The following is a 20,666-nucleotide window of genomic DNA, read 5'->3' as shown; positions in this document are numbered from 1 at the left end:
TCAATCCGCGGTAATGATCGTGCCGACGTGCTCGCCATCGAGCGCCCGCGTCAGGTTGCCGGGTTTCAGGCCGTTCACGACCTGAATCGAACGGCGATAGGTCGCCCGCGGCAACAGTTCGAGAATGCTGCGCTCGACGACCACGTCTTGCAGGTCAAGCTCCGCCAGCTCTGCCACCGTGATCTTCGGGATAAAGCGGGCGTGGCGGTCCTTCTTCGGGTCGGCGGTGTAGAGGCCGTCTTCGTCTTTGACGAAGATCATCGATTTCGCGCCGAAGACTTCGCTGACCAGGTACGTGCCGGTGTCTGTGCGGTGCGGCGGGATGCGCCCCAGCGCAGGGTTCTGATGCCAGTAAATGTAAGGCGGCATACCAAAGAAGACGACGGCCCCGCGCTCGGCCAGATAATGCGGCAACTGTGCGAACTGCGCCGGCTCGATGAACGGAATGCCATGCTTGGCGAGCAGGTAATTCAGCATCCGGGCGTTCTGCATGCTGACGAAGGTGCCGAGCACGCTCAGCACGCCGGTCGGCAATCCAAGGTCGAGGCCGACGCTGTAAGCGTGGCGCGCCCGTGTGCCCGCGCCCGTGCCGATGATCATCTTATGGCGGCCGAGGTTGGCGACAATCTCCTCGATCAACGGGAAGACGGCGACGCGGCCCCGATCAATGAAGCTCTGGCCGCCGACTTTAATCACATTGGCTTCCGGCAAAATCTGGACGGCCGGCGGCTCGCCGGTCTGTGCCATCAGTCGCTCGTCATCGAGCGATCCAACGAGTAACGATTTGCCGAGGTCTGTAAGAAGTTCGTTCTGCATAGGTGATCGCTCTTTATCTTTGGGGGAGGTGACCAGCAACCGCTTTTTGACGGGTGAAGGCGGAAAGCGCAAAACCTTTAACACGTAAGTCTCTTCCGAGGCCACCGGCTCGTCGAGCTCGCCAAACACTGTCCTTGCCCAGTCTTCTAATTCGTCAAGCACCAGGTTGCGCAATCGCGCGGCGAGCGGCAGTCCACCCATTTTCTGTATCGAGCGCCACGACGCCAGTGATTGGCGCGGGCTGCCGGATGACTGCCATGACGCCACCGTCACAGTCGGCAAGGGCTGAGCGCCGCGCTCGCAACACGCTTCGATAAGCTGCCGGTCGCCTTGCTCTCCGCGGCGCGTTTCATATCCACGGCGGCGCAACCGCTCATTCATCTCACTCGCCATGCGCGCGCGAACACTGTCGGGGTGACGCTTAATGCGTCCGATGATCAAGGTAGCGCCTTTGGGCGAAGCAACGCGCGTGGCCTGGTCGGCGACACGCTGAGGATTGAGAAGGTGTAATACCCGCGAGCCGAAAATGGCTCGCGTCATGCCATCAACAACCGGCCAGGCCAGGTTTGCATCCGCCTGAATCAGCGTCCCTGTGGCCTCGCTCCCGGTTAACCGGCGAGCGAATTCCAAAAGCATGCCGGCAGACAGATCAAGGCCGACATAGCGCGCCCTTGCGCCGAGCCATTGACCGATCTGGCCGGTGCCCGCGCCGATTTCAAGCAGCAGGTCCTCCGGTGCGACCTCGCCAAGCTCAATCACTTTGCGAGCGATCTGTCGGCAAACATCGGCAGACAACCCGGCGCGCTCGTCAAAGCCGGCAGCCTGCGTATCGAACAACTCAGAGTTGCTATTGGCAGGTGGCTCAGACCATGCCTCGTCGTCTTTGCTCATGACAGTTAACGCTATTCCCTTATCCGTATGAAGCTCTGCCTAAAACCTAAGATGGGGGCTGAGTATAGCATTGCAAACCAGGGGACGCAATGAAGGGCTGTACTGTTCAGGGTCTATTCATTCTCCAGACTTGAACCGCCAAGACGCCAAGACCGCCAAGAGGAACTTTGTGTTCTCTTGGCGGTCTTGGCGTCTTGGCGGTTTATATCCGATGGCTATTCGAGAATGAATAGGCCCTGTGTACTGTTAAGCCAATTACAGTTCCGATGGAGCGCTGCCGCCTCGATACGGTTGCGAAAAGTCCGCGCAATCCATTAGGCTCGCAGGGTCGTTTGCAAACCGAACTGACGCAGACGCCTCGCGCGAGACCCAGGATGAAGGTAATCGAAACATCGGCGCTCACTCGAAAATATGGCAAGCTCACGGCGGTTGATGGCCTGACAATCGCGATAGAGCCGGGCGAGGCGTTTGGCCTGCTGGGGCCAAACGGCGCCGGCAAGACGACCGTCATCAAGATGTTGACCACACTGCTGCCGCCGACATCAGGCCAAGCATCAATCGCCGGGCTGGACGTGCTGAAACAGTCGGGTGCCGTGCGGCGCTTGATCGGCTATGTTCCGCAGCTCGTCTCGGTTGATGGCTCGCTCACGGGGTACGAAAACCTGCTAATCTTCGCCAAGCTCTACGACATTCCGCCACGACTGCGAGAGGCGCGATTGTCAGAAGCATTACAAATGGTCGGACTGACCGAGGCCGCCGACAAACTGGTCAGGCAATACTCAGGCGGCATGATCCGCCGTCTTGAGATTGCTCAATCCACTCTGCACCGCCCGCGCCTGTTGTTTCTTGACGAGCCGACGGGCGGACTCGACCCGCTGGCGCGTCAGGCGGTCTGGCGGCATATCGAGCGGCTGCGCGACGAATATGGCACGACGATTTTTCTGACGACGCACGACATGGAAGAAGCGGATCACCTGTGCAATCGTATCGCCATCATGCATCGGGGCAAGGTGGTGATCGCCGACACGCCGGCTCGCCTTAAAGCCGTCATCGGGAAACCGGAGGCGACGCTGGGCGAAGTCTTCATTCACTTTGCAGGCGACAGCCTGGAATCGGGGAGCGGCTATCGTGAGACTTCAAGAGGAAGGCGCGCGGCCCGACGACTGGGATAGCGTCGCTGCGGCTGCGCGTCTGAGTCCGTCTGCCAGCCTCAAGGGCTTCGTCAATAAAACGCTGGCGATTGCCGAGCTTGAGGTGCGCAAGCTGCGCCACGACTTCACAGAGTTGCTGACACGCGCGGCGCAGCCGGTCTTGTGGTTCGTCTTATTCGGTGAAGTCCTGACCCGCGCCCGCGCCATTCCAACCGGCGAGATCGCCTACCGCGATTTTCTCGCCCCCGGCATCCTCGCCCAGAGCGTCCTCTTTGTAGCGATCTTCTACGGCATCAGCATTATCTGGGAGCGTGACCTCGGCATTACCAATAAATTCCTCGTCAGCCCGACTCCGCGAGCCGCGCTGGTTCTGGGCAAAGCGTTGTCTGCGGGCGTGCGCGCGCTGTCGCAAGCGTTGATCATTTACGCACTGGCGCTGTTGCTCGGCGTCAAGCTGAACTGGCACCCCCTGGCGTTGGCCGGCGTGCTTGTAGTGGTGTTTATCGGCTCGGCTCTCTTCTCTACTTTTTCGCTGATCGTCGCCTGTCTGGTGAAGACACGCGAACGTTTCATGGGCATCGGCCAGGTCTTGACCATGCCCTTGTTCTTTGCGAGCAATGCCATCTATCCCATCGAGCTAATGCCCGGATGGCTGCGGGTGGTCTCGGCAGTCAACCCGCTAACCTACGAAGTGGACGCGCTGCGCGCTCTAATGATTCGCGGTTGGCAGGGTGAGTTCGGCCTCGGCCTCGATTTCGGCATCCTGCTCGGCCTGACGTTTGTGCTGGTGCTGATCGGCGCGCGGCTCTATCCGCGAGTCGTTCTCTGATCTGGCCTGGCAGGTCGGCTTGTTTCGGCCTTCAAGTGCTGTGCTATACTTTCCATCGCATGGCCGACAAGAACGACAGCGTGCTTGACAAGGCCGAGCAGCTCGCCCGGCGGGTGCTTGAGCGGCTCGGCTCGACCGTTGACAGCAAGCTCGGAGGCCGCGCCGATGCGGCATTGAGTTATCGCGAAGTCAGCAGCCTGACGGCCCGCATTGAACGCGAAATCGAAGCCAACCTGCGACCCGACTCCGAGGGCGTCAAACGCATCGCCCCCAATCGCATCCGCGTCGGCTTCACTTACGAGCGCGCCACAGAGATCAGCCAGGAATACCTCGACGCGCTCGCCAAAGAGCTGAAGGCCGCGACCTACGAATTCATCGTCAACCGCCGCTACTCCACGCTGGCGCCTTACACGGTCGAAGCGACCAGTGACCTGTTCGCCAAAGCGACATCAGTCAGAGGGTACTTTGACGGCGACCCTGCGCCAGAAACGGGCTCGCCCAGCGGATCGGCGAAGCCCGCACCAGCCTCGCGCACCGAAAAGACCCTGGAACTAAAAGACAGCGACGGGCGCAGCTATCGCATCACGCTCAAAGCCGATTCCGCGCCCGCGACCATCGGTCGGACGGCAGGCAATGCCTTGCAACTTGACCACAAGAGCGTTTCCCGCCTGCACTGCTCGCTGGCCTTAAAGCCCGGCGGTCAGGTCGTCGTCGCCGACCTCGGCAGCGCCAACGGCACGACCGTCAACGGTCAGGCGCTCGCCGCCACCGAAGCACGCCCATTGAACCCCGGTGACGTGCTCGGCGTAGGAGATTTGCGACTGTCTTTGATCGAAGTAGAGTGACGACTGCTCAATTGTTTGCGTAGCGTGGACGCCTGATTTTACCGGACTACCTATTCTGGTTGCGCGCCTTGTCGCGTCAGAGGATCAGCCTGCATGTGGATTCCACGTCTCCTTACGATTATCTTCATCGCCCTCGTCCTGCTTATCGCCTTGCTGCTGATGTTAGCGGCATGGCGCCACCGCTCTCCGCCCATCAGCGACCTGGGCGCGATGCCCGAAGACATTCGCGAATTCGGCCCGGCGGCAACTAACCGCTGGCTCGTCGCCTTGCGCTACGTTCTGCTGCTGTTGCTTGCCACGGTCTTCGGCTTTCATGCCTACTGGGTATTCAAGGCCGATGCGAAGGACAGTGTTTTCGCCAAGGCCAAGCGCAACGACGCGCGCAACCTGCGGCTCGCCGAAGCCGGCCTGAAAGGTTGGGTCTTTGACCGCAGCGGCAAGCTCGAAAACGCCTTGATCCGTTATCGCAATGACGCCGGCATCATCACGCGCGATTACCCGCTCGGCGCCGCGGCGGTTCACCTGACCGGTTATTCGGATTTCATTTTCGGCGCCGGCGGCATGGAGTACGCCTACCGCGACTGGCTGACCGAGCCCGCGAGCACCTACAACAAGATGAGCTCGCCGACGCCGGTCGGCCAGGACTTGAAGGTTACGATTGACGCCGCCTTGCAGCGCGAGACCTACGGCCTGCTGCAAGCCACGGGCAAACGCGCCGCCGCCATCGTCCTGCTGTTGCCCAACAATGAGGTCTTATCTATGGCGAGCGCGCCGAGCTTCGAGCCGCGCTCGATCAACGACGCCAGCACCTGGCAGCGCATGAGCGATCAGGCCGAAAATGCGCCGCTGATTTCGCCGCTGGTCAACCGCGCGCTCGGCACACTGGTGACGGGCGGCGCCGCCTCGTATTATGCGCCGGGCTCGACCTTCAAGACCTTCATCGCCGCCGTCGCCATTGATAGCGGCGTCACCCAGGAGCAATTCACCTGCACTGCCGAAGGCTTCACGCCGCCCGGATCGGGGCGCGCGATTCGCGACTTCGAGGGTGAAGTTCACGGAACCCTCGGCCTCGCCGATGCCTTCAAGGTGTCATGCAATCAGTACTTCGCGCAGCTCGGATTGAAACTCGGCAAAGAGCGGCTGGCCAGCTATGCCAGGCGCATGATGATGCAGATCGCCCCTGATGAAGGCATTCCACGAATGGATAAGATATGGGAGATTCTGCACGGCAGGCAGGATCGCTTTGATTATGTTTTCGCGCCGCCGATGACCAAGATGAACCTGTCTGCAAAGGCAACGGCATACGATGTCGCTTTGCAGAGTTTTGGCCAGGGATACGACGACCTGACGGTGATGGGCATGGCGCTGATCGCCTCGGCGGTTGCCGGCGCGGACGGCAATTTCGTCGCGCCGACATTCGAGCCCGGCGCGCCGCGCAAAGTCTTAAGTCAATTCGTTACGCCACAGACCGCGGCTCAGGTCCGCGCCTTGATGCGTCAGGTTGTCGAAGGCGGAACCGCTTCGGGCGCGTTCGCGGCGCTGCGCGGGCGAATCACTGCCGGAGGCAAGACCGGCACCGCCGACCGCGTCGTCCCGGTTTATGACAATCAAGGCAAACGTGTGCTTGATTATGTCGAAAAGGATGGCGACAAGCACTACAAAACCGAGGGGCTGACCGATTCGTGGTTCGTCGGCTTCGCGCCCGCGGATAACCCGCAAATCGTCTATGCCGTGGTCGTCGAAAACGGAGGCCAGGGCGCTAAGGCCGCCGCGCCCATCGCCGTCAAGCTGATCGATAAAGCCGCGCAGCTTGGATACGTCACCGCTGGCACCGCCCCTGCGCCGCCAGCCGCCACACGGCCCGTACAACGAACAAGTCACTAAAGGGATAGGCATGCAGAACACACCTCCGAAACTGAATCGTACAAGCCCGTCATTGCACCTGATACTGACCGCCGCTATCTTCGTGGCGTGTATCATCGGCTACGTCGCGGTCATCTGGTCTGGCCGCCTGCACGGCTATGATCCGAGCAAGACGGTGGCGGCGCGTGACCTGGCGCTGTTCATCCCCATCGTCGCGCTCTTCTTCTGGCTGACGCGCAGACAGCGCCACCGCGGCGAAATGCTGTTGCTGACCGCCTCGGTCTTCCTGTTCGCCGCCGGCCTGTTGATGCAATTCAGGCTTTTCTCTGACCCGGAGTACGGCGCGCGCGGCGCCGACCGCGTCAAGGCGCGCGAGTATAAAGCGCAGACCGTCAGACTGCTGAATGTCGAGACCGGATATGACGATGACAAGAAGACGGCGCTCTTCGGCTCGCCGGACAAGGTTCCCGAGAAGCCCGCGGTTAACACCTTGCCGGTCTATGAGCGCAGCTTCTTCGACATTCTTAAATCGGTGAATACCTGGATTCCCATTTTCGGATTGCTCGCCTTCGCCGTCGGCTACCGGCTGTTTCGCAATGATCGAGTGCTGCTGTGGTTCCAGAGCCATGCGCTGATCATTGGCATCGCGACAATGATTCCCTTCGCGGTCGTCGCCTTTCTGAGCGACGAAGGCAAGTTCATGGGGCAGACCACGCCCTGGGAAGGCGTCAAGGTTTTCTTCCTTCTGAGCTTTGCAGGCATACTTGCCGACTCGTATCGCCACTTGCGGCGGACGCGCTGGGGGTTGCCGCCGGCGCGCTACCTGCTGCCTTTTCTGTTGATCGCGGCGATGCCGGTCGTGCCTTTCTTCGCGCTGTCAGACTTCGGGCAGATGCTAGTCTTCTTCGGAGTTTACCTGATGCTCTATGTCGTCGCGGTGCGCAAGAGCCTGCAACTCGCCTACGCCTTCGTTGTCGTCGCCAGCGTCTTTGTGCTGTTCTTCGGCGCATCGAAGATTGCTTCCGGCGCGGGGATACCGGGACGCGTCTACTTCCGTTTCTATCAGTGGGTGCATACCTGGGAGCCGCCTGCACCCGAAACCTGGTGGTGGAAGCGCGATTATGAGCGCTACTTGAAGGCCAAAAATCTGCCCAACCCGAGCGACCCGCAAGAGATCGCGCAACGCAATCAAGAGGCGTGGAATGACAAAGTGCTTCAACAATCTCAGGGGCTGTTCGGCATTAACGAAGGCCAGGTGAGCGGTGAAGGGCTCGGACTGGGTTACCCGGAAACGGTGCCCATCTCGGACTCGGATTTCATCTACGCGGCGCTGGGCGAAGAGACGGGATTATTAGGAGGGCTGGCCATCTTGCTTGCGCTAGCCGTATTCGTCATCGCGGGTACGGCCATCAGCATCGGCGCAGGCGATATGTACACCAAGTTGCTGGCCGCTGGCTTCACCGCTTTCATCGGCTTTCAGGCCATCGTCAACGTCGGCGGGGTGCTGCGCTTCCTGCCGATGACCGGGATCACACTGCCGTTTGTCAGCCATGGCGGCTGGTCGCTCATCACCTCATTCGCCATGCTTGGCATCCTGCTGGCGCTCTCGCACCGCAACGCCGTGGCGCGCCCGGTGACAGAGCATCAGCCGCAGTTTGTTCCAGTCCGATAGCTTATTTGCGACAGGCTAACGCATCAATGCGCATTCTTGTCTCATTTCGTAAGCTTGATGAATAGCCTGAAGTTTGCCGGACTGACCGTCGATTTGATGTTATTTCAATACTTAGGTGGTAATTCCGAGCCGACTCCAACAACGGCACGTCGGTTGCTCAAGTAAAAGACAGCATTAAGAGCATCACCCACCCATTGATGCTCGACAGATACAACCTGAGGGGCCAAGAGGCATCGGATATTTCCGATGCCTTTTTCTTTTGTCTAAAAACTCCCCGAGGCGAATTCCAACGCTGTCGCCTATTGCCCAGGGCGTCCATTTTCGCTTTTCAGTCGGGAGAAGCCGAGGTGGCCGATTCAGTGTAAGGGGCGCAGTTTGGATGGATGCAGGCTCTTGGTTTTCATCTGAATCTTCTCGTCATGCGGCATCAGCAACAATCGCCGGGCGTCGAAGGTCGTCACCCCTGCCGGCACATAAACCAGACGATACCAGTTTTTGCGCAGGTCGTCGGCAATGCTCTTGGCCGCATCTTCGGCTTTGTCGAAAGGAAAGACTGAACCGCCAGTCGCCGCGGTCATCTGTTCCAAAGCCGCTGGCGGTTTCGGCTTATCGCGCATCAACGCGCCGTGCGTCCGGTCGCTAACCTGCAAAGCATAAAGGACAATGTTTTCGTCCTGTAAGGCGCGCAGGGCGTCGGCAAACTTCGTCTTGCTTTCACTGTCATAGCCATCGCTGACAAGTATGATGGCCCGCTTCTCTAGCCCAGACTTTGCCGCTGCCGCCAGCGAGTCCGACACCGCAATCAACGCGTCATAAAGGTTCGGCACACCCTTGCGGATGATCTTCGCCGATGCGGCCTGCAACGCTTTGAGGTCGGGGGTCAGGTCTTCGACAATCTCAGCCGCCTCGTTATAACCGACGATCATCATTTGATCGTCCGCAAAAAGCTCATCTACAACTGCCTCGGCAGCCTTCTGCAAGGCCGGCAGTTCCGCCCGCAACGAGGCGCTGCTGTCGATCATCAGGACGATGCGCGAACCGCTGTCGAGCTTCGCAAAGCTCTCGATCTCCTGCGGATTGCCGCCATCATAAAGGTCAAAGTCTTCACGTGTCACATTGCGCCCTTCGGGCGCGTGGACGATCACGTTTAGAGTCACCGTCCGTCGCGAGGCAACGTTGCCTTTGCCGGACTGCGCCTCGACAATGATCGCAGTCGGGGCCAGAACCAGAGCGATTAATGGTGCGAGGAATGTGTAACGGATCGCGCGCATTGTGAGACTCCCTGCCGAGCGAAAGGTCAAAAAACATTGCGGCGTCGAGGTCACCGGCAGCTTTCGCTCCCTGTGATTATTCCAGAAGCCCTGCGCGCCACGCAACAATAATGACAGGCGAGGAATTGACCTTACTCGTCATTCGTCAAATCGGTTGGATCGGTGGTGACCAGTCGAGGCACGGCTCGCATAATCAGCTCACCGAGCTGACGACCGGCGCGCCCGCCGACTTCCATAACCTCTTCGTGATTGATCGCTTGTTTGGTCATCCCGGCGGCAGCGTTGGTGATGCAGGAAATGGCGAGCAGGTTGATCTGGCAGTGGCGAGCGACAATCGCTTCGGGGACTGTAGACATGCCGAGCGCGTCACCGCCGAATTTCGTAAATAGTCTGACTTCAGCAGCGGTTTCATACGATGGGCCGCGCAGTCCCAGATAGACACCTTCCGCAAGGGTGATCCCCATCTCGCGCGCCACTTCGTGAGCGATCTGGATATACTCCGGCGTATACACACTCGTCATATCAGGGAAGCGCGGGCCAAAGCGCGCATCATTCTCGCCACGCAATGGATTGTCGCCCATCATATTAATATGATCGGTGATGACCATCAGGGACCCTGGCCCAAGGTGCGGCGCGGTGCCGCCCGCCGCGTTCGTCAGCACCAGTGTCTTGATGCCCATTACGGCGAAGACGCGCACCGGAAAGGTCACTTCTTCCATGCCGTAGCCTTCATAAAAATGAAAGCGACCACGCATGGCAATCACATCAACGCCGCCGAGCGAGCCGGCGATCAATTTTCCGGCATGGCCCTCGACCGTTGAGCGCATGAAGAATGGAATCTCATCATAAGGAATTTCGATGGCGGCTTCGATGGCGTCGGCGACACCGCCGAGGCCAGACCCAAGGACAATGGCAGCGCGCGGCGCGCGCGTCAGTATTTTTGCGCTGATGTATCGCGCCGCCTCAGTCGCTCTGTCGTAAAGTGGTATGGACATCACTCTGCGCCAAGAAGCAACGGGCAAGGGAGAAGCGAAGGTTAGCTATTCACTCCTTATCTTCCCTGCCCGCAGCTCCCTTTCCTTTCTAGCGGGTTTCTTTCACATAAGGCTCGCCGATAGCGCGCGGCGGGATAGCGCGCCCGATGAACCCGGCAAGCACCACCAGCGTCAGCACGTACGGGATGATCTGAATGAACTGGACGGGGATATTGACGACACCCTGCATGCGAATCGCGACGGCATCAGCGAGCCCGAATAACAGGCAGGCCAGGAACGCGCCCACCGGGTGCCATTTGCCGAAGATCAGCGCCGCCAGCGCAATGAAGCCCCGCCCGGCAGTCATATTGCGTGTGAACAGCGAGTTCTGCCCGATGGACAGGTAAGCGCCGCCCAGCCCCGCAAGCACGCCACTCAGCAGTACGCCCGCATAGCGCATCCCCGCAACGCTGACGCCCGCGGTGTCGGCGGCCTCAGGGTTCTCGCCGACCGCGCGCAAACGCAAACCGAAGCGCGTCCGAAACAACACGTAATAAGTGATGGGCACCGCCAGCAGGGCGATATAAACGATGGGTTTGTGGCCTGACAACAACTGGCTTAAGACGGGGATACGGTCAATGCCGGGAATGTTCCAATCCGGCAGCGTCTGCTCGCGGGGCAATTGCGGCGTCGAGCCTGTAGATTCAAACAAGGCGCCAGAGACCAGCGCCGGCACACCGATGAAAAGTATGTTGATGGCGGTGCCGACAACCACCTGATTTGCACGGAACTGAATCGAAGCGACTGCATGGATGCCGGCCACCAGTAAACCAGCAATCATCGCCGTCAGCATCCCGATCCAGGGGTTGTGCGTGAAGACTGTGACCGCCGCGGCCGTGAATGCGCCCGCCAGCATGATGCCTTCGAGCGCGATGTTGATGACGCCGCTGCGCTCAGAATATAAGCCGCCGAGCGCCGCCAGTATCAGCGGCGTCGCCAGCCGGATCATTGATGCCAGCAATGAAAGATTGATGATGTTTCGCATAAGCTCTCAGGAGTCAGGAGTCAGGAGTCGGAAGTCAGAATAAGAGGGGAGGCGCGACGAGTACACTCACTGCCGCCGACTTCCTCTTTCATTCTGACTCCTGACTCCTGACTTCTTCCGGTCACACCTTCCCCCGCATCAGCCGCCGGGCGCCGCCACGGAAGACCGCTTCGCAGGCGACAAAGAGAATGATGATCGCTTGCAGGATCACCACCCAGTCTTTCGATATCTTATCAGTGAAGATGTCGATGAACAGCTTGGAGCGGTCGAGCGCGCCAAACAGCAATGCCGCAAAAAAAACCCCGACCGGATGGTTGCGCCCGAGCAGCGCCACGGCGATGCCCGTGAAGCCTAAGCCGGCGGAGAAGCCGTCGTAATAACGATAGCGGTATCCGAGCACTTCGTTGATGCCGACCATGCCGGCGAGCATACCCGATAGCGCCATCGCCAGAATCGTGTTTCGCGCAACCGAGATGCCGCCGTATTCCGCCGCCGAAGGGTTGATGCCCACGGCCCGCAGCTCGTAACCCCATTTGGTCTTCCAGAGAAAGACGTAGACCAGCACACACGCCAGGATCGCCAGGAAGAACGCGAGGTTCAGAGGCAAGCGCTCAGGGAAGTTGATGCCCAGCGGCGCGAGCAGCGCGTGCATTCGCGGAATGTGCGGCCCGACGAGCGCGCCGTCTTTGATCTCGGCAATCGGCAGAGTCTCTAAGATCGGGTCGCCCTGCCGGCGGTAATGGTACTGCGTCAGGTAGCTGACAATCGCCACCGCGATGAAGTTCATCATGATGGTGGTGATGACTTCGTGAGCCCCGAAGCGCGCTTTGAGCAGGCCGGGGATGCCGCCCCAGATGCCGCCTACGGCGATGGCCGCAAGCGCCGCCAGCATCACGACGATCCAGGCCGGCCAGGTCGGCAGCATCAAGCCAACCCATGCGGTAGCGAAGGCCGCCGCCGTCAGTTGGCCTTCGGCGCCAATGTTGAGCAGCCCGCACTTGAAGGCAACCGCCACCGCCAGCCCTGTGAAGATAAGCGGCGTTGCGTTGAATAAGGTATAAGCGATGCCGTCTGTCGAGCCGAAAACGCTCGAAAAGAACAACTCATAAACCAGCAGCGGGCTATCGCCGACCAGCCAGACGATAATGCCGCCGACCAAAAACGCCGCGACGACGGCGATGAGCGGGAAGAGCAGTTCTTGAAAGAGTTTCTTCATGGTTTGTATTGACGCGGAGACGCGGCGACACGGCGACGCGGAGAGGAACAGAATTATTCTGGTTGCGTTCTTTCCCCGTGTTCCCGCGTCCCCGCGTCTCCGCGTCGCATCTGGCCGCCGGTCATCATCATGCCGATCTCTTCCTCGCCGACCGTCTTCGGATCAACCTCGCCGACAATGCGGCCCTCGTAGACGACGATGACTCGGTCGCTCAGGCTCAGGACTTCCTCAAGCTCGGCTGAGACCAGCAGCACGGCGCAGCCCGCATCGCGCAATTCAATGAGCTTGCGGTGAATGAACTCCGTCGCGCCGATGTCAACGCCACGCGTCGGCTGCGAGACCAGCAGCAGCTTCGGCTTGATGTCGAACTCGCGCGCGACGATGAGCTTCTGCTGATTGCCGCCCGACAACGCGCCCGCGGGCAGCGCGATGTTCGGCGGGCGCACGTCGAATTCTTTCACCATGCGGGCGGCGCGGTCATTGATGACTTTTTGGTTTAACAACACAGCACCAGAAATCGGCGCGTCGGCGTGAACCCCCAGAATCGAATTGCTTGCCAGATCGAACGACAACAGCAAGCCGCGCCGGTGGCGGTCTTCAGGGATATGAGCGATGCCGTGCCGCTTGCGCTCGCGCGGGTCGAGCGCGTTGATCTGTTGACCATCGAACAGCACCTGACCGCTGGTTGACGCACGAAGACCGGCGAGTATCTCAATCAGCTCCGTCTGGCCGTTGCCTTCGACACCGGCAATGCCGAGCGTTTCTCCGGCGCGCACCTCAAACGACAGGGCTCCGAGCGCCGTGCCGCCGTCAGCATTTCTCAATGTGAGGTTCTTTACACTGAGCACGACATCGCGCGGGCGGGCTTCGTCCTTCTTGACGCGCAGCAGCACTTCGCGTCCAACCATCAGGCGCGCCAACCCTTCGGCGCTGGCTTCCGCAGTCGGCAGATTGCCGACAACTTCACCGTCGCGCATCACCGTGATGTTGTCTGAAAGCGCCAGCACTTCCTGAAGCTTGTGGGTGATGATGATGATCGTCTTGCCCTGCTCGCGCAGGCCGCGCAGGATGGCGAACATCTCGCCGACCTCTTGCGGCGTCAGCACCGCCGTCGGCTCGTCAAGGATCAGGATGCGCGCGCCGCGGTAAAGGGTCTTAAGGATTTCGACGCGCTGCTGCTGGCCAACCGACAGCGAGCCGACGCGCGCGTCGGGATCAATGCGCAGGCCATACTGCTCTGAGATTTCGCGGACACGCTGCCGGGCGCGCTTATAATCAATCGCCACACCGGCGGTCGGCTCGGCCCCAAGAATGATGTTTTCAGTGACGCTCAAGGGCTCGACGAGCATGAAGTGCTGGTGCACCATGCCGAGTCCGAGGGCGATGGCATCCGACGGTGTGCGAATGGCGCGCGGCTGGCCGTCAATGAGGGTTTCGCCTTCGTCGGGATTATAGAAGCCATACAGAATATTCATCGCCGTAGACTTGCCGGCGCCGTTCTCGCCGATGATGGCGTGAATCGAGCCGTCGCGCACGGCGATGTTGAGATTGCGATTGGCGACGACCTCACCAAACCGTTTGGTGATGCCGCGCATCTCGACGGCGTACTTGATGGCTTCGCTCATAGCTTGTCGGGTACTGAAAGCGCCGCCGCCGAAGGCCGCGGGCGGAAGCGAAACGAGGCGGCGAAATGATAACCAATTCGCGCCGCGTTGCAAAGCCAAGGCATCGACAGAGGGTGAAAAAATCATCCCGCAGGCTTTCGCGCCCGCGCGTCCGTGCCGGCGACCGAGCGCATCTACTGCGGCCTGGCCTTCTCGCGAATCGCTTTCGCGCGGTCTTCCAGCCTCGCCGCCTCTTCTTCTCGATTCATCTTTCGCAGGACAAAGGCGTAGTTCTGTAAAACCACCGCGACGCTCCAATGGTCCCTACCGAACACCCTTTCACGTGCGGCGAGGGCACGCCGCAGGAGGGGCTCGGCCTCGCCGTACCGCTCTTGCCGGGCGTAGAGCATGCCGAGATTGTCAAGCGTATTGGCGGTGAGCGGGTGGTCATCGCCCAGCGTCTTTTCATAAATGGCGAGCGCGCGCTTGAATAGTGGCTCGGCCTCGGCGTGGCGCTCCTGCTCCTCATAGAACACCGCTAGGTTGTTCAGGAGGGTAGCGACGTTGGGATGGTCTTTGCCGAGTTCCTTCTCTTTGATCGCCAGCGCGCGTTTGTAGAGCGGCTCGGCCTCGCTGTAGCGCTTCAGCCCTTTGTAGACCAGTGCGAGGCTGGCCAGCGGGGCAGCCGTGTGGGGATCGTCCTTGCCATCGGCCTTCTCGGCGATGGCGACGGCGCGCCGACCGAGTGGCTCGGCCTCGGCATAACGCTTCTGGTCGTAATAGAGCAGCACGAAGCTGTTAAGGATGTCGGCGATCAGCGAGTTGTCCTGGCCGATGTTCTTCTCGGCGATGGCGATGGCGCGCTTGAATAGTGGCTCAGCTTCGTCGAAGCGCCTTTGCAGTCGGTACAGCGAGGCGAGACCTCTGAGATGGCCGACGAGACGGAAATGGTCTTGGCCAAGCGTCTTCTCTACGATGTCGATGGCGCGCTTATAAAGCGGCTCGACGTTCCCATAACGCCCCTGCGCTTTAAAAAGCTCGGCCAGGGAGTTGAGATTGGTGGCGACGGCAGGGTGGTCTTTGCCCTTAACCTTCTCGGTAATGTCGAGGGCGCGTTTGAACAGCGGCTCGGCCTCTTCATACCGGTTCTGCGCCGTGTAGATCAGGGCGAGAGTGCCGAGACTGGTGGCGGTGTCGGGATACTGCTCGCCGAGTGCCTTCTCCCGAATCTCAAGCGCCCGCCGGCAAAGCGGCTCGGCCTCGCCATAGCGTTGTTGCGTGAAATAGAGCATGGCCAGGTTATCGAGCAGAGTCGCCGTGGCGGGCTGGCTTTTGCCCAGTGCCTTTTCAGTGACGTCGAGCGCGTGTCGGTAAAGCGGCTCGGCCTCGCCATAGCGCCCCTGCGCTTCATAGAGCGACGCCAGGTCGTTCAGACTGACGGCGAGGTCGGGGTGATCCTTGCCGAGCGCCTTCTCGCGGATGTCGAGGGCGCGTTTGAACAGCGGCTCGGCCTCGCCGTAGCGGTCCTGAGCCAAGTAGAGCCGTGCAAGGGTGTTAAGGCTGGCGGTCGTCGCAGCGTGGTCTTTGCCCAGCACCTCCTCCTCGATCGCGAGGGCGCGCTTGCAGAGCGGCTCGGCTTCGGCGTAGCGCCCCTGGTCTGTGTAGATGTTGGCAAGGTTGCTCATGCAGATCGCCGTGTCGGGATGATGGTCGCCGAGCGCCTTCTCGTAGATGTCGAGGGCGCGCTTGCACAGCCGCTCGGCTTCGTCATAGCGCCCCTGCGCCTGATAGAGCGCCGCCAGGTTATCATAGCTGGTCGCCGTCGATGGGTGCGTTTTGCCCAGGACTTTCTCCGTTGCGACGACCGCGCGCTGGTAGAGCTGCTCGGCCTCGGTGTCGCGCCCCTGGTCTTTGTAGATGCCGGCCAGATTGTTCAGGCAGGTCGCCGTATCGGGATGGTCTTCGCCTAGCTTCTGCTCGTAAATATCAAGGGCGCGCTTGCACATCTGCTCGGCTTCGCCATAGCGCCCCTGCACCTTGTAGAGCGTCGCCAGATTATCATAGCTGGTCGCCGTCAATGGGTGCGTTTTGCCCAGCTCCTTCTCATTGATTTCCATGGCGCGCTTGAAAAGCAATTCGGCGTCGGCGTAACGCCCCCGCGCCTTGTATAGGCCGGCCAGTAGGCCGAGGTCGGCAGCGATGTACAGATGCTTTCCACCGAATGCCCGCTCGACCGCGTCGATGGCCTGCTGCACCAGCAGCTCGGCTTCGCCATAACGCCCCTGGTTTTTATAGAGCGCGGCAAGATTGTTGCGCATGGTGGCGGTGTCGGGGTGATCTTTTCCCTTCGCCTTTTCAGTCATGGCCAAGGCGCGTTGTAGCAAAGGCTCGGCCTCGCCGTAGCGGCCCGCCTGAGTCAGGCTCCTCCCCAGCCAGCCCAACACTTCTACATCGTCCGGCTTTAATGAGGCGGTCTCTTGAAACTCGGCGACCGCTTCGGCGTACTTGCCCTGCTGATAAAGCGCCTGCCCGAGGAAGAAGTCGCCATCCGCCCACTCGGCAATGGCTTTCTGCGCCGCTTCCTTCCGCATCTGCTTCGACTGCCGCAGCAGCGCCTCAGCCTCTGGGAACCGCTGCTCATAGAGTGCGGCGACGCCGCGGTCATGCGGGTCTGTGGCCCTTCTGCCCCAGGCGCGGATGGCCCGATCGACCTGCACGGGCGTTAACCCGACCGCCTCGGCCTGCTGATTCAGTACCAGCTTGCGCTCCTCATCCGTAATCACCCCTCTGTCCGAGGACGGCACCCGCTCGACACACCGTTTCGCCAACGACTGCAAGACCACGCCGGTTTGCAGAACCGTTTTGTCACCTTTGCGCACGACGACCACTGAGGTCACGTTCGCGGGTCGGTTGGTGAACGAAGGGATGTTGACCCGATCATCCCACGGGCTGATCAATACCCATTCGACGCCACGCCCGCGCCTGACAATGCTCAGCGTCACCCAGTCATTGGAGTGGATTTGCAGCGGCAGTTTGAGCCGCACTTTACCGCGATAATCGCTCGGCGACGTAGCGCACTGCTCGCGGCAAGTGACGGCGAGATTTCTGACCGGCGAGCCGGTCGGGCTTTTCACATACAGCTCGAGGTAGCCCTCTTCCATCGTCGCCGGCGATGGCCGGACGCCGGCGACGAGCAGCAATGAAACGATCACCGCGTTCCACATGGGTTGACCTCCTGCAAAGGGTGTCGAGTGCTTCTCCCGCCCGTGTTTGCCGGCATGCTTGCTGCCTAGTTCGTCCGCTGCTGCTGCGCCTTCTCGCGAATCGCTTTGGCGCGGCTCTCCACCTTCGCCGCCTCTTCTTCCCGACCGGTCTTTCGTAGTAGCTTGGCATAATTTTCTAAAGTCGTTGCCACATTCGGATGTTCACTACCAAGCGATCTCTCGAAGATGTCGAGGGCGCGTTTGTAGAGCGGCTCGGCCTCGCTGTAGCGCCCCTGCAATCTATATAGTTCGGCAAGCTTGTAAAGATCGATGGCGGTGTCGGGATGGTCTTTGCCCAACACCTTTTCATTGATAGCGAGGGCGCGCTTGTAAAGCGGCTCGGCTTCGCTGTAGCGACCTTGCTCATAATAGAGCGCGGCGAGAAAGTTGAGACTTAGGGCGGTGTCGGGATGCTCTTTGCCCAACCTCTTTTCATCGATGTCGAGGGCATACTTCAATAGCGGCTCAGCTTCGCCATAGCGGCCCTGCGCTACATATAAATCGCCGAGGTTACGTAACCCAGTGGCAGTCGAGGGATGCTCCTTGCCGCGTGTCTTCTCACGGATGTCGAGCGAGCGCTTGAATAGCGGCTCCGCGTCATTATAGCGGGACTGGTCTCTATAAAGCAGAGCGAGATTGTTGAGAGTGACAGCGGTAAGGAAATCATCCTTGCCGCCCGTCTTCTCGAGGATATCGAGAGCGCGCACGAAAAGCGGCTCAGCCTCATTGAAACGCCTTTGCATCCTATAGAATTCAGCCAAGTTGTTGAGAGCAATGGCGGTGCGGGGGTCCTCCTTGCCGAACACCTTCTCACTGATGTCGAGAGTGCGCTGGTAGACCGGTCCGGCCTCACCGTAGCGCCCCGCGTCAAGCAAACTGTTTCCGAGCCAGCGTAGAACGACTGGCTCATCTCGCTTGAGCACGGAAACTTCTTGAAACTTGTCAACCGCTTCGCTGTACTTGCCCTGTTCATAAAGGGCTTGGCCGAGAAAGAACGCAGTATCTTGAAAAGCCGTTTTCCGCGACTGATAGGATTGTGTTAGTAGCTGCTCGGCTTTCGGGAGGTTCTTTTCATAGAGCGCGGCCAGCCCTTGCTGATACGGGTCTGTGGCCTTCTTCCCCCATTCGCGGATGGCTTGATCGACTTCTTCAGGCTTCAACCCGACCGCTTCGGCTTGCTGCTTCAATACCAGCTTGCGATCTTCGTCAGAGATTTGCCGATCTGCCTTCGGCGTCATTTCCTTCAGCACACGCGCCGCTATCGCTTCCAGGGCCTTGCCATTGCTCAGAAGCACCCGGTCGCCATGCCGCGCCACGACGACGGTAAGGCTGCGCTTGGCAATCGGCCACTTGCCATCCCACGGACTGATCAACACCCAGGCAATGCCCGTGCTGCGCTTGACCACCTGTAACTCGGCGATCCCGGCTTGCAGATTCTCCGGCATCAGCTTCAACACCGCCGTGCCATTGGGGTCGCTGGTCGTCGCCGGACAGCCTTCTTTGCACTTGAGCGTCACCCCTGGACGCGTCTGTTCCTTGATGTCAACGACATTGATAGTCAGAACCTCCTGTTGAGCGAGCGTCGCCTGTGCGCCAAAGGTCATGATGAAAAGAAAACTCAAGAGACAAACGAGGCGCATCATACTCACCTCTCCAATGTCAGGATCGCCGGAGTATCGCCTGCCGGATGCCACTGGCTCACCCCTCTGTAGCCTGCCTTTTCTGCATGGATTGATACCTGCTGATCGACGGCGGCATGGGAGGGCAAGTCAAAGTTCCCACCTTCTTTGGTGACCACGGCTTCGGCTTCATGGCCGACGACGAAGACGCGCGCTCCCACGATTCCCCGGTTGCTTCGATCCACCACCTGCCCGCGCACCCGCGCCGAATCGTCGTGCCGCAAGCTGATCGTCACCGCCGGGTTGAAATCGTTATCGAGACGAGCTTCCTGCTTGCCGGTGAGGAAGGCGTTCTCTCTCGTCGCGTAGAAGATCACCCGGCTGTCCTGCGGCTTGCTGGCCGCCGGTATGTCGAATTGCCAGCCGCCGGCCACCTTCTTCGGCTCGCCGCCGAACGACGACCAGACTTTGGCATCTTCGACCGGCGTCTGTTCGGGGCTGAGTACCGTGACGCGCACGCGGTAAACATCCCCGCGCCGATCAACCTCTCCGGGTTTAATCAGCGTCGCCGCCACGCCCATCAACACCAGCGCCAGAATGACAACCCAGAATGCGTTGGGGATCTTCCGCCGCTTCGAGCGCAAATAGGCGACGGTGACAACCAGCACGACCGCCATCGCAAAGGCAGTCAGACTAATGACCGTCTTAACATCTGCGATGGCATCCCATACTCCTTTGAGCAATGCCGGCATAACGAGACTCCTTGCAGGGTTCGATCCACCCGCTGGGCGATGCGCTCACGGCCTCTGATCCATCCCCCCAACGCAATCTGCCGAGGTCGGCGCAATATTGGTGTGCGAATTCTACTACAGGATAATGAAAACTCAAGGGCGTGGCGATATGGGTCATCGGAACGGCGCGCCGTAAAGCCGACGCGGGAAGCGCCGACGACAAAAAAGCCTGAGCCAGGTGGCTCAGGCAATAAGCGATCTGTCTTACAGTTAAATCTCGCGACGGCGCGTTACTCGTTATTGCGCCCGGTGCGCGAACGGCGCGCGTCTTCGGCCATCATGCGCGCCTTGGGGATTTCGCTAATCGCCCGCTGCACCTGGTTGTCGGTTTCGAGCAGCACTTGATAAGCGGTCTCTGTCCCGTAAGCCGCCGTCACCAGCTCATAGCGAATCCAGCGCTTCAGGAAATCGCCTTCGCGGTCGATGCGCGAAAGGTCGGCCTTCAAATCTTTGCGCTCGGTCATAAAGGTTTTGAAAGCGGCAAGCAGCTTGTCGCTGACTTGAAACTCGCTCGCTTGCAAGCGGTGGTGATGGTCGGCCGGCTTATCGATCTTGTACTCCTGGAAGCCGGGCAACTGGCCGGCGACCAGCACGCGGGCAAACTCGAAGACCGGCTCGAACCATGCGCGCTGCATCTCCAGCTCTTTCGGGCTCTGGCGAACTTTTTCGACCACATCGGGATCGATGCCGCCGCCGCCGTAAACCGTGCGCCCGGTGTCGGTCTTCTTCTCTTCGGTGTGCTGCACGGCTTCTTTGTCGCCGCGCTTCAGGTAGTAATCGTAAAACGAGCGCCCGCTGTAATCGCGCTGAATCAAG

General features: G+C 60.1%; 15 protein-coding genes and 1 pseudogene. 5 read left to right on the top strand and 11 right to left on the bottom strand.

What is annotated here, in order from left to right; genetic code table 11:
* Positions 1–816, bottom strand: a complete 816-nt coding sequence (locus VJ464_04805; protein ID HKQ04425.1) for a uridine kinase — start codon at positions 814–816, stop codon at positions 1–3.
* A gap of 450 nt (positions 817–1,266) precedes the next feature.
* Positions 1,267–1,707 (bottom strand): annotated as a pseudogene (locus tag VJ464_04800) (class I SAM-dependent methyltransferase).
* Between the two features lie 374 nt (positions 1,708–2,081).
* On the opposite strand from VJ464_04800, the gene VJ464_04795 reads away from it, so the two are divergent.
* The 5 genes from VJ464_04795 to VJ464_04775 all read left to right on the top strand — a co-directional run bounded on the left by VJ464_04795 (position 2,082) and on the right by VJ464_04775 (position 8,067).
* Entirely contained in the window at positions 2,082–2,879 is a 798-nt protein-coding gene (locus tag VJ464_04795) for an ATP-binding cassette domain-containing protein (GenBank protein ID HKQ04424.1), read from the top strand.
* 19 nt (positions 2,880–2,898) lie between these two features.
* On the top strand, positions 2,899–3,687 hold the full coding sequence (locus VJ464_04790) for an ABC transporter permease (protein ID HKQ04423.1): 789 nt from the start codon (positions 2,899–2,901) through the stop codon (positions 3,685–3,687).
* Positions 3,688–3,746: 59 nt separating this feature from the next.
* A complete protein-coding gene (locus VJ464_04785; GenBank protein ID HKQ04422.1) occupies positions 3,747–4,532 on the top strand; it encodes an FHA domain-containing protein in 786 nt (261 codons plus the stop codon).
* Positions 4,533–4,625: 93 nt separating this feature from the next.
* Positions 4,626–6,416, top strand: a complete 1,791-nt coding sequence (locus VJ464_04780; GenBank protein ID HKQ04421.1) for a penicillin-binding transpeptidase domain-containing protein — start codon at positions 4,626–4,628, stop codon at positions 6,414–6,416.
* Between the two features lie 10 nt (positions 6,417–6,426).
* A complete protein-coding gene (locus tag VJ464_04775) occupies positions 6,427–8,067 on the top strand; it encodes an FtsW/RodA/SpoVE family cell cycle protein (GenBank protein HKQ04420.1) in 1,641 nt (546 codons plus the stop codon).
* Between the two features lie 356 nt (positions 8,068–8,423).
* On the opposite strand, the gene VJ464_04770 is transcribed toward VJ464_04775, so the two are convergent.
* The 9 genes from VJ464_04770 to VJ464_04730 all read right to left on the bottom strand — a co-directional run.
* On the bottom strand, positions 8,424–9,338 hold the full coding sequence (locus VJ464_04770; protein HKQ04419.1) for a VWA domain-containing protein: 915 nt from the start codon (positions 9,336–9,338) through the stop codon (positions 8,424–8,426).
* Positions 9,339–9,469: 131 nt separating this feature from the next.
* Entirely contained in the window at positions 9,470–10,333 is an 864-nt protein-coding gene (locus tag VJ464_04765; GenBank protein HKQ04418.1) for a purine-nucleoside phosphorylase, read from the bottom strand.
* An 88-nt stretch (positions 10,334–10,421) separates the two neighbouring features.
* Positions 10,422–11,357: an ABC transporter permease gene (locus VJ464_04760; protein ID HKQ04417.1), complete on the bottom strand. Its 936-nt coding sequence runs from the start codon at positions 11,355–11,357 to the stop codon at positions 10,422–10,424.
* A 121-nt stretch (positions 11,358–11,478) separates the two neighbouring features.
* Complete coding sequence (locus VJ464_04755) at positions 11,479–12,573, bottom strand: ABC transporter permease (GenBank protein HKQ04416.1); 1,095 nt, start codon at positions 12,571–12,573, stop codon at positions 11,479–11,481.
* Positions 12,574–12,626: 53 nt separating this feature from the next.
* Complete coding sequence (locus VJ464_04750) at positions 12,627–14,198, bottom strand: ABC transporter ATP-binding protein (GenBank protein ID HKQ04415.1); 1,572 nt, start codon at positions 14,196–14,198, stop codon at positions 12,627–12,629.
* Positions 14,199–14,371: 173 nt separating this feature from the next.
* A complete protein-coding gene (locus VJ464_04745) occupies positions 14,372–17,401 on the bottom strand; it encodes a tetratricopeptide repeat protein (protein ID HKQ04414.1) in 3,030 nt (1,009 codons plus the stop codon).
* Between the two features lie 65 nt (positions 17,402–17,466).
* Positions 17,467–19,083, bottom strand: a complete 1,617-nt coding sequence (locus VJ464_04740; GenBank protein ID HKQ04413.1) for a DUF2225 domain-containing protein — start codon at positions 19,081–19,083, stop codon at positions 17,467–17,469.
* 2 nt (positions 19,084–19,085) lie between these two features.
* The gene (locus VJ464_04735) at positions 19,086–19,811 is read right to left on the bottom strand and encodes a hypothetical protein (GenBank protein ID HKQ04412.1); all 726 of its coding nucleotides are present in this window, start codon (positions 19,809–19,811) and stop codon (positions 19,086–19,088) included.
* Between the two features lie 269 nt (positions 19,812–20,080).
* A partial coding sequence (locus VJ464_04730) for a hypothetical protein (GenBank protein ID HKQ04411.1) occupies positions 20,081–20,666 on the bottom strand: 586 nt, incomplete at its 5' end.

The sequence above is a fragment of the Blastocatellia bacterium genome, from assembly GCA_035275065.1.
Classification (GTDB): Bacteria; Acidobacteriota; Blastocatellia; order UBA7656; family UBA7656; genus DATENM01.
This window is presented reverse-complemented; position numbering and strand designations above follow the sequence as displayed.

Coding starts and splice junctions, on each gene's coding strand:
- VJ464_04735 (HKQ04412.1), bottom strand. CDS start 19,811: ATGCCGGCATTGCTCAAAGGAGTATGGGATGCCATCGCAGATGTTAAG.
- VJ464_04775 (HKQ04420.1), top strand. CDS start 6,427: ATGCAGAACACACCTCCGAAACTGAATCGTACAAGCCCGTCATTGCAC.
- VJ464_04770 (HKQ04419.1), bottom strand. CDS start 9,338: ATGCGCGCGATCCGTTACACATTCCTCGCACCATTAATCGCTCTGGTT.
- VJ464_04755 (HKQ04416.1), bottom strand. CDS start 12,573: ATGAAGAAACTCTTTCAAGAACTGCTCTTCCCGCTCATCGCCGTCGTC.
- VJ464_04765 (HKQ04418.1), bottom strand. CDS start 10,333: ATGTCCATACCACTTTACGACAGAGCGACTGAGGCGGCGCGATACATC.
- VJ464_04740 (HKQ04413.1), bottom strand. CDS start 19,083: ATGATGCGCCTCGTTTGTCTCTTGAGTTTTCTTTTCATCATGACCTTT.
- VJ464_04795 (HKQ04424.1), top strand. CDS start 2,082: ATGAAGGTAATCGAAACATCGGCGCTCACTCGAAAATATGGCAAGCTC.
- VJ464_04745 (HKQ04414.1), bottom strand. CDS start 17,401: ATGTGGAACGCGGTGATCGTTTCATTGCTGCTCGTCGCCGGCGTCCGG.
- VJ464_04780 (HKQ04421.1), top strand. CDS start 4,626: ATGTGGATTCCACGTCTCCTTACGATTATCTTCATCGCCCTCGTCCTG.
- VJ464_04805 (HKQ04425.1), bottom strand. CDS start 816: ATGCAGAACGAACTTCTTACAGACCTCGGCAAATCGTTACTCGTTGGA.
- VJ464_04785 (HKQ04422.1), top strand. CDS start 3,747: ATGGCCGACAAGAACGACAGCGTGCTTGACAAGGCCGAGCAGCTCGCC.
- VJ464_04760 (HKQ04417.1), bottom strand. CDS start 11,357: ATGCGAAACATCATCAATCTTTCATTGCTGGCATCAATGATCCGGCTG.
- VJ464_04750 (HKQ04415.1), bottom strand. CDS start 14,198: ATGAGCGAAGCCATCAAGTACGCCGTCGAGATGCGCGGCATCACCAAA.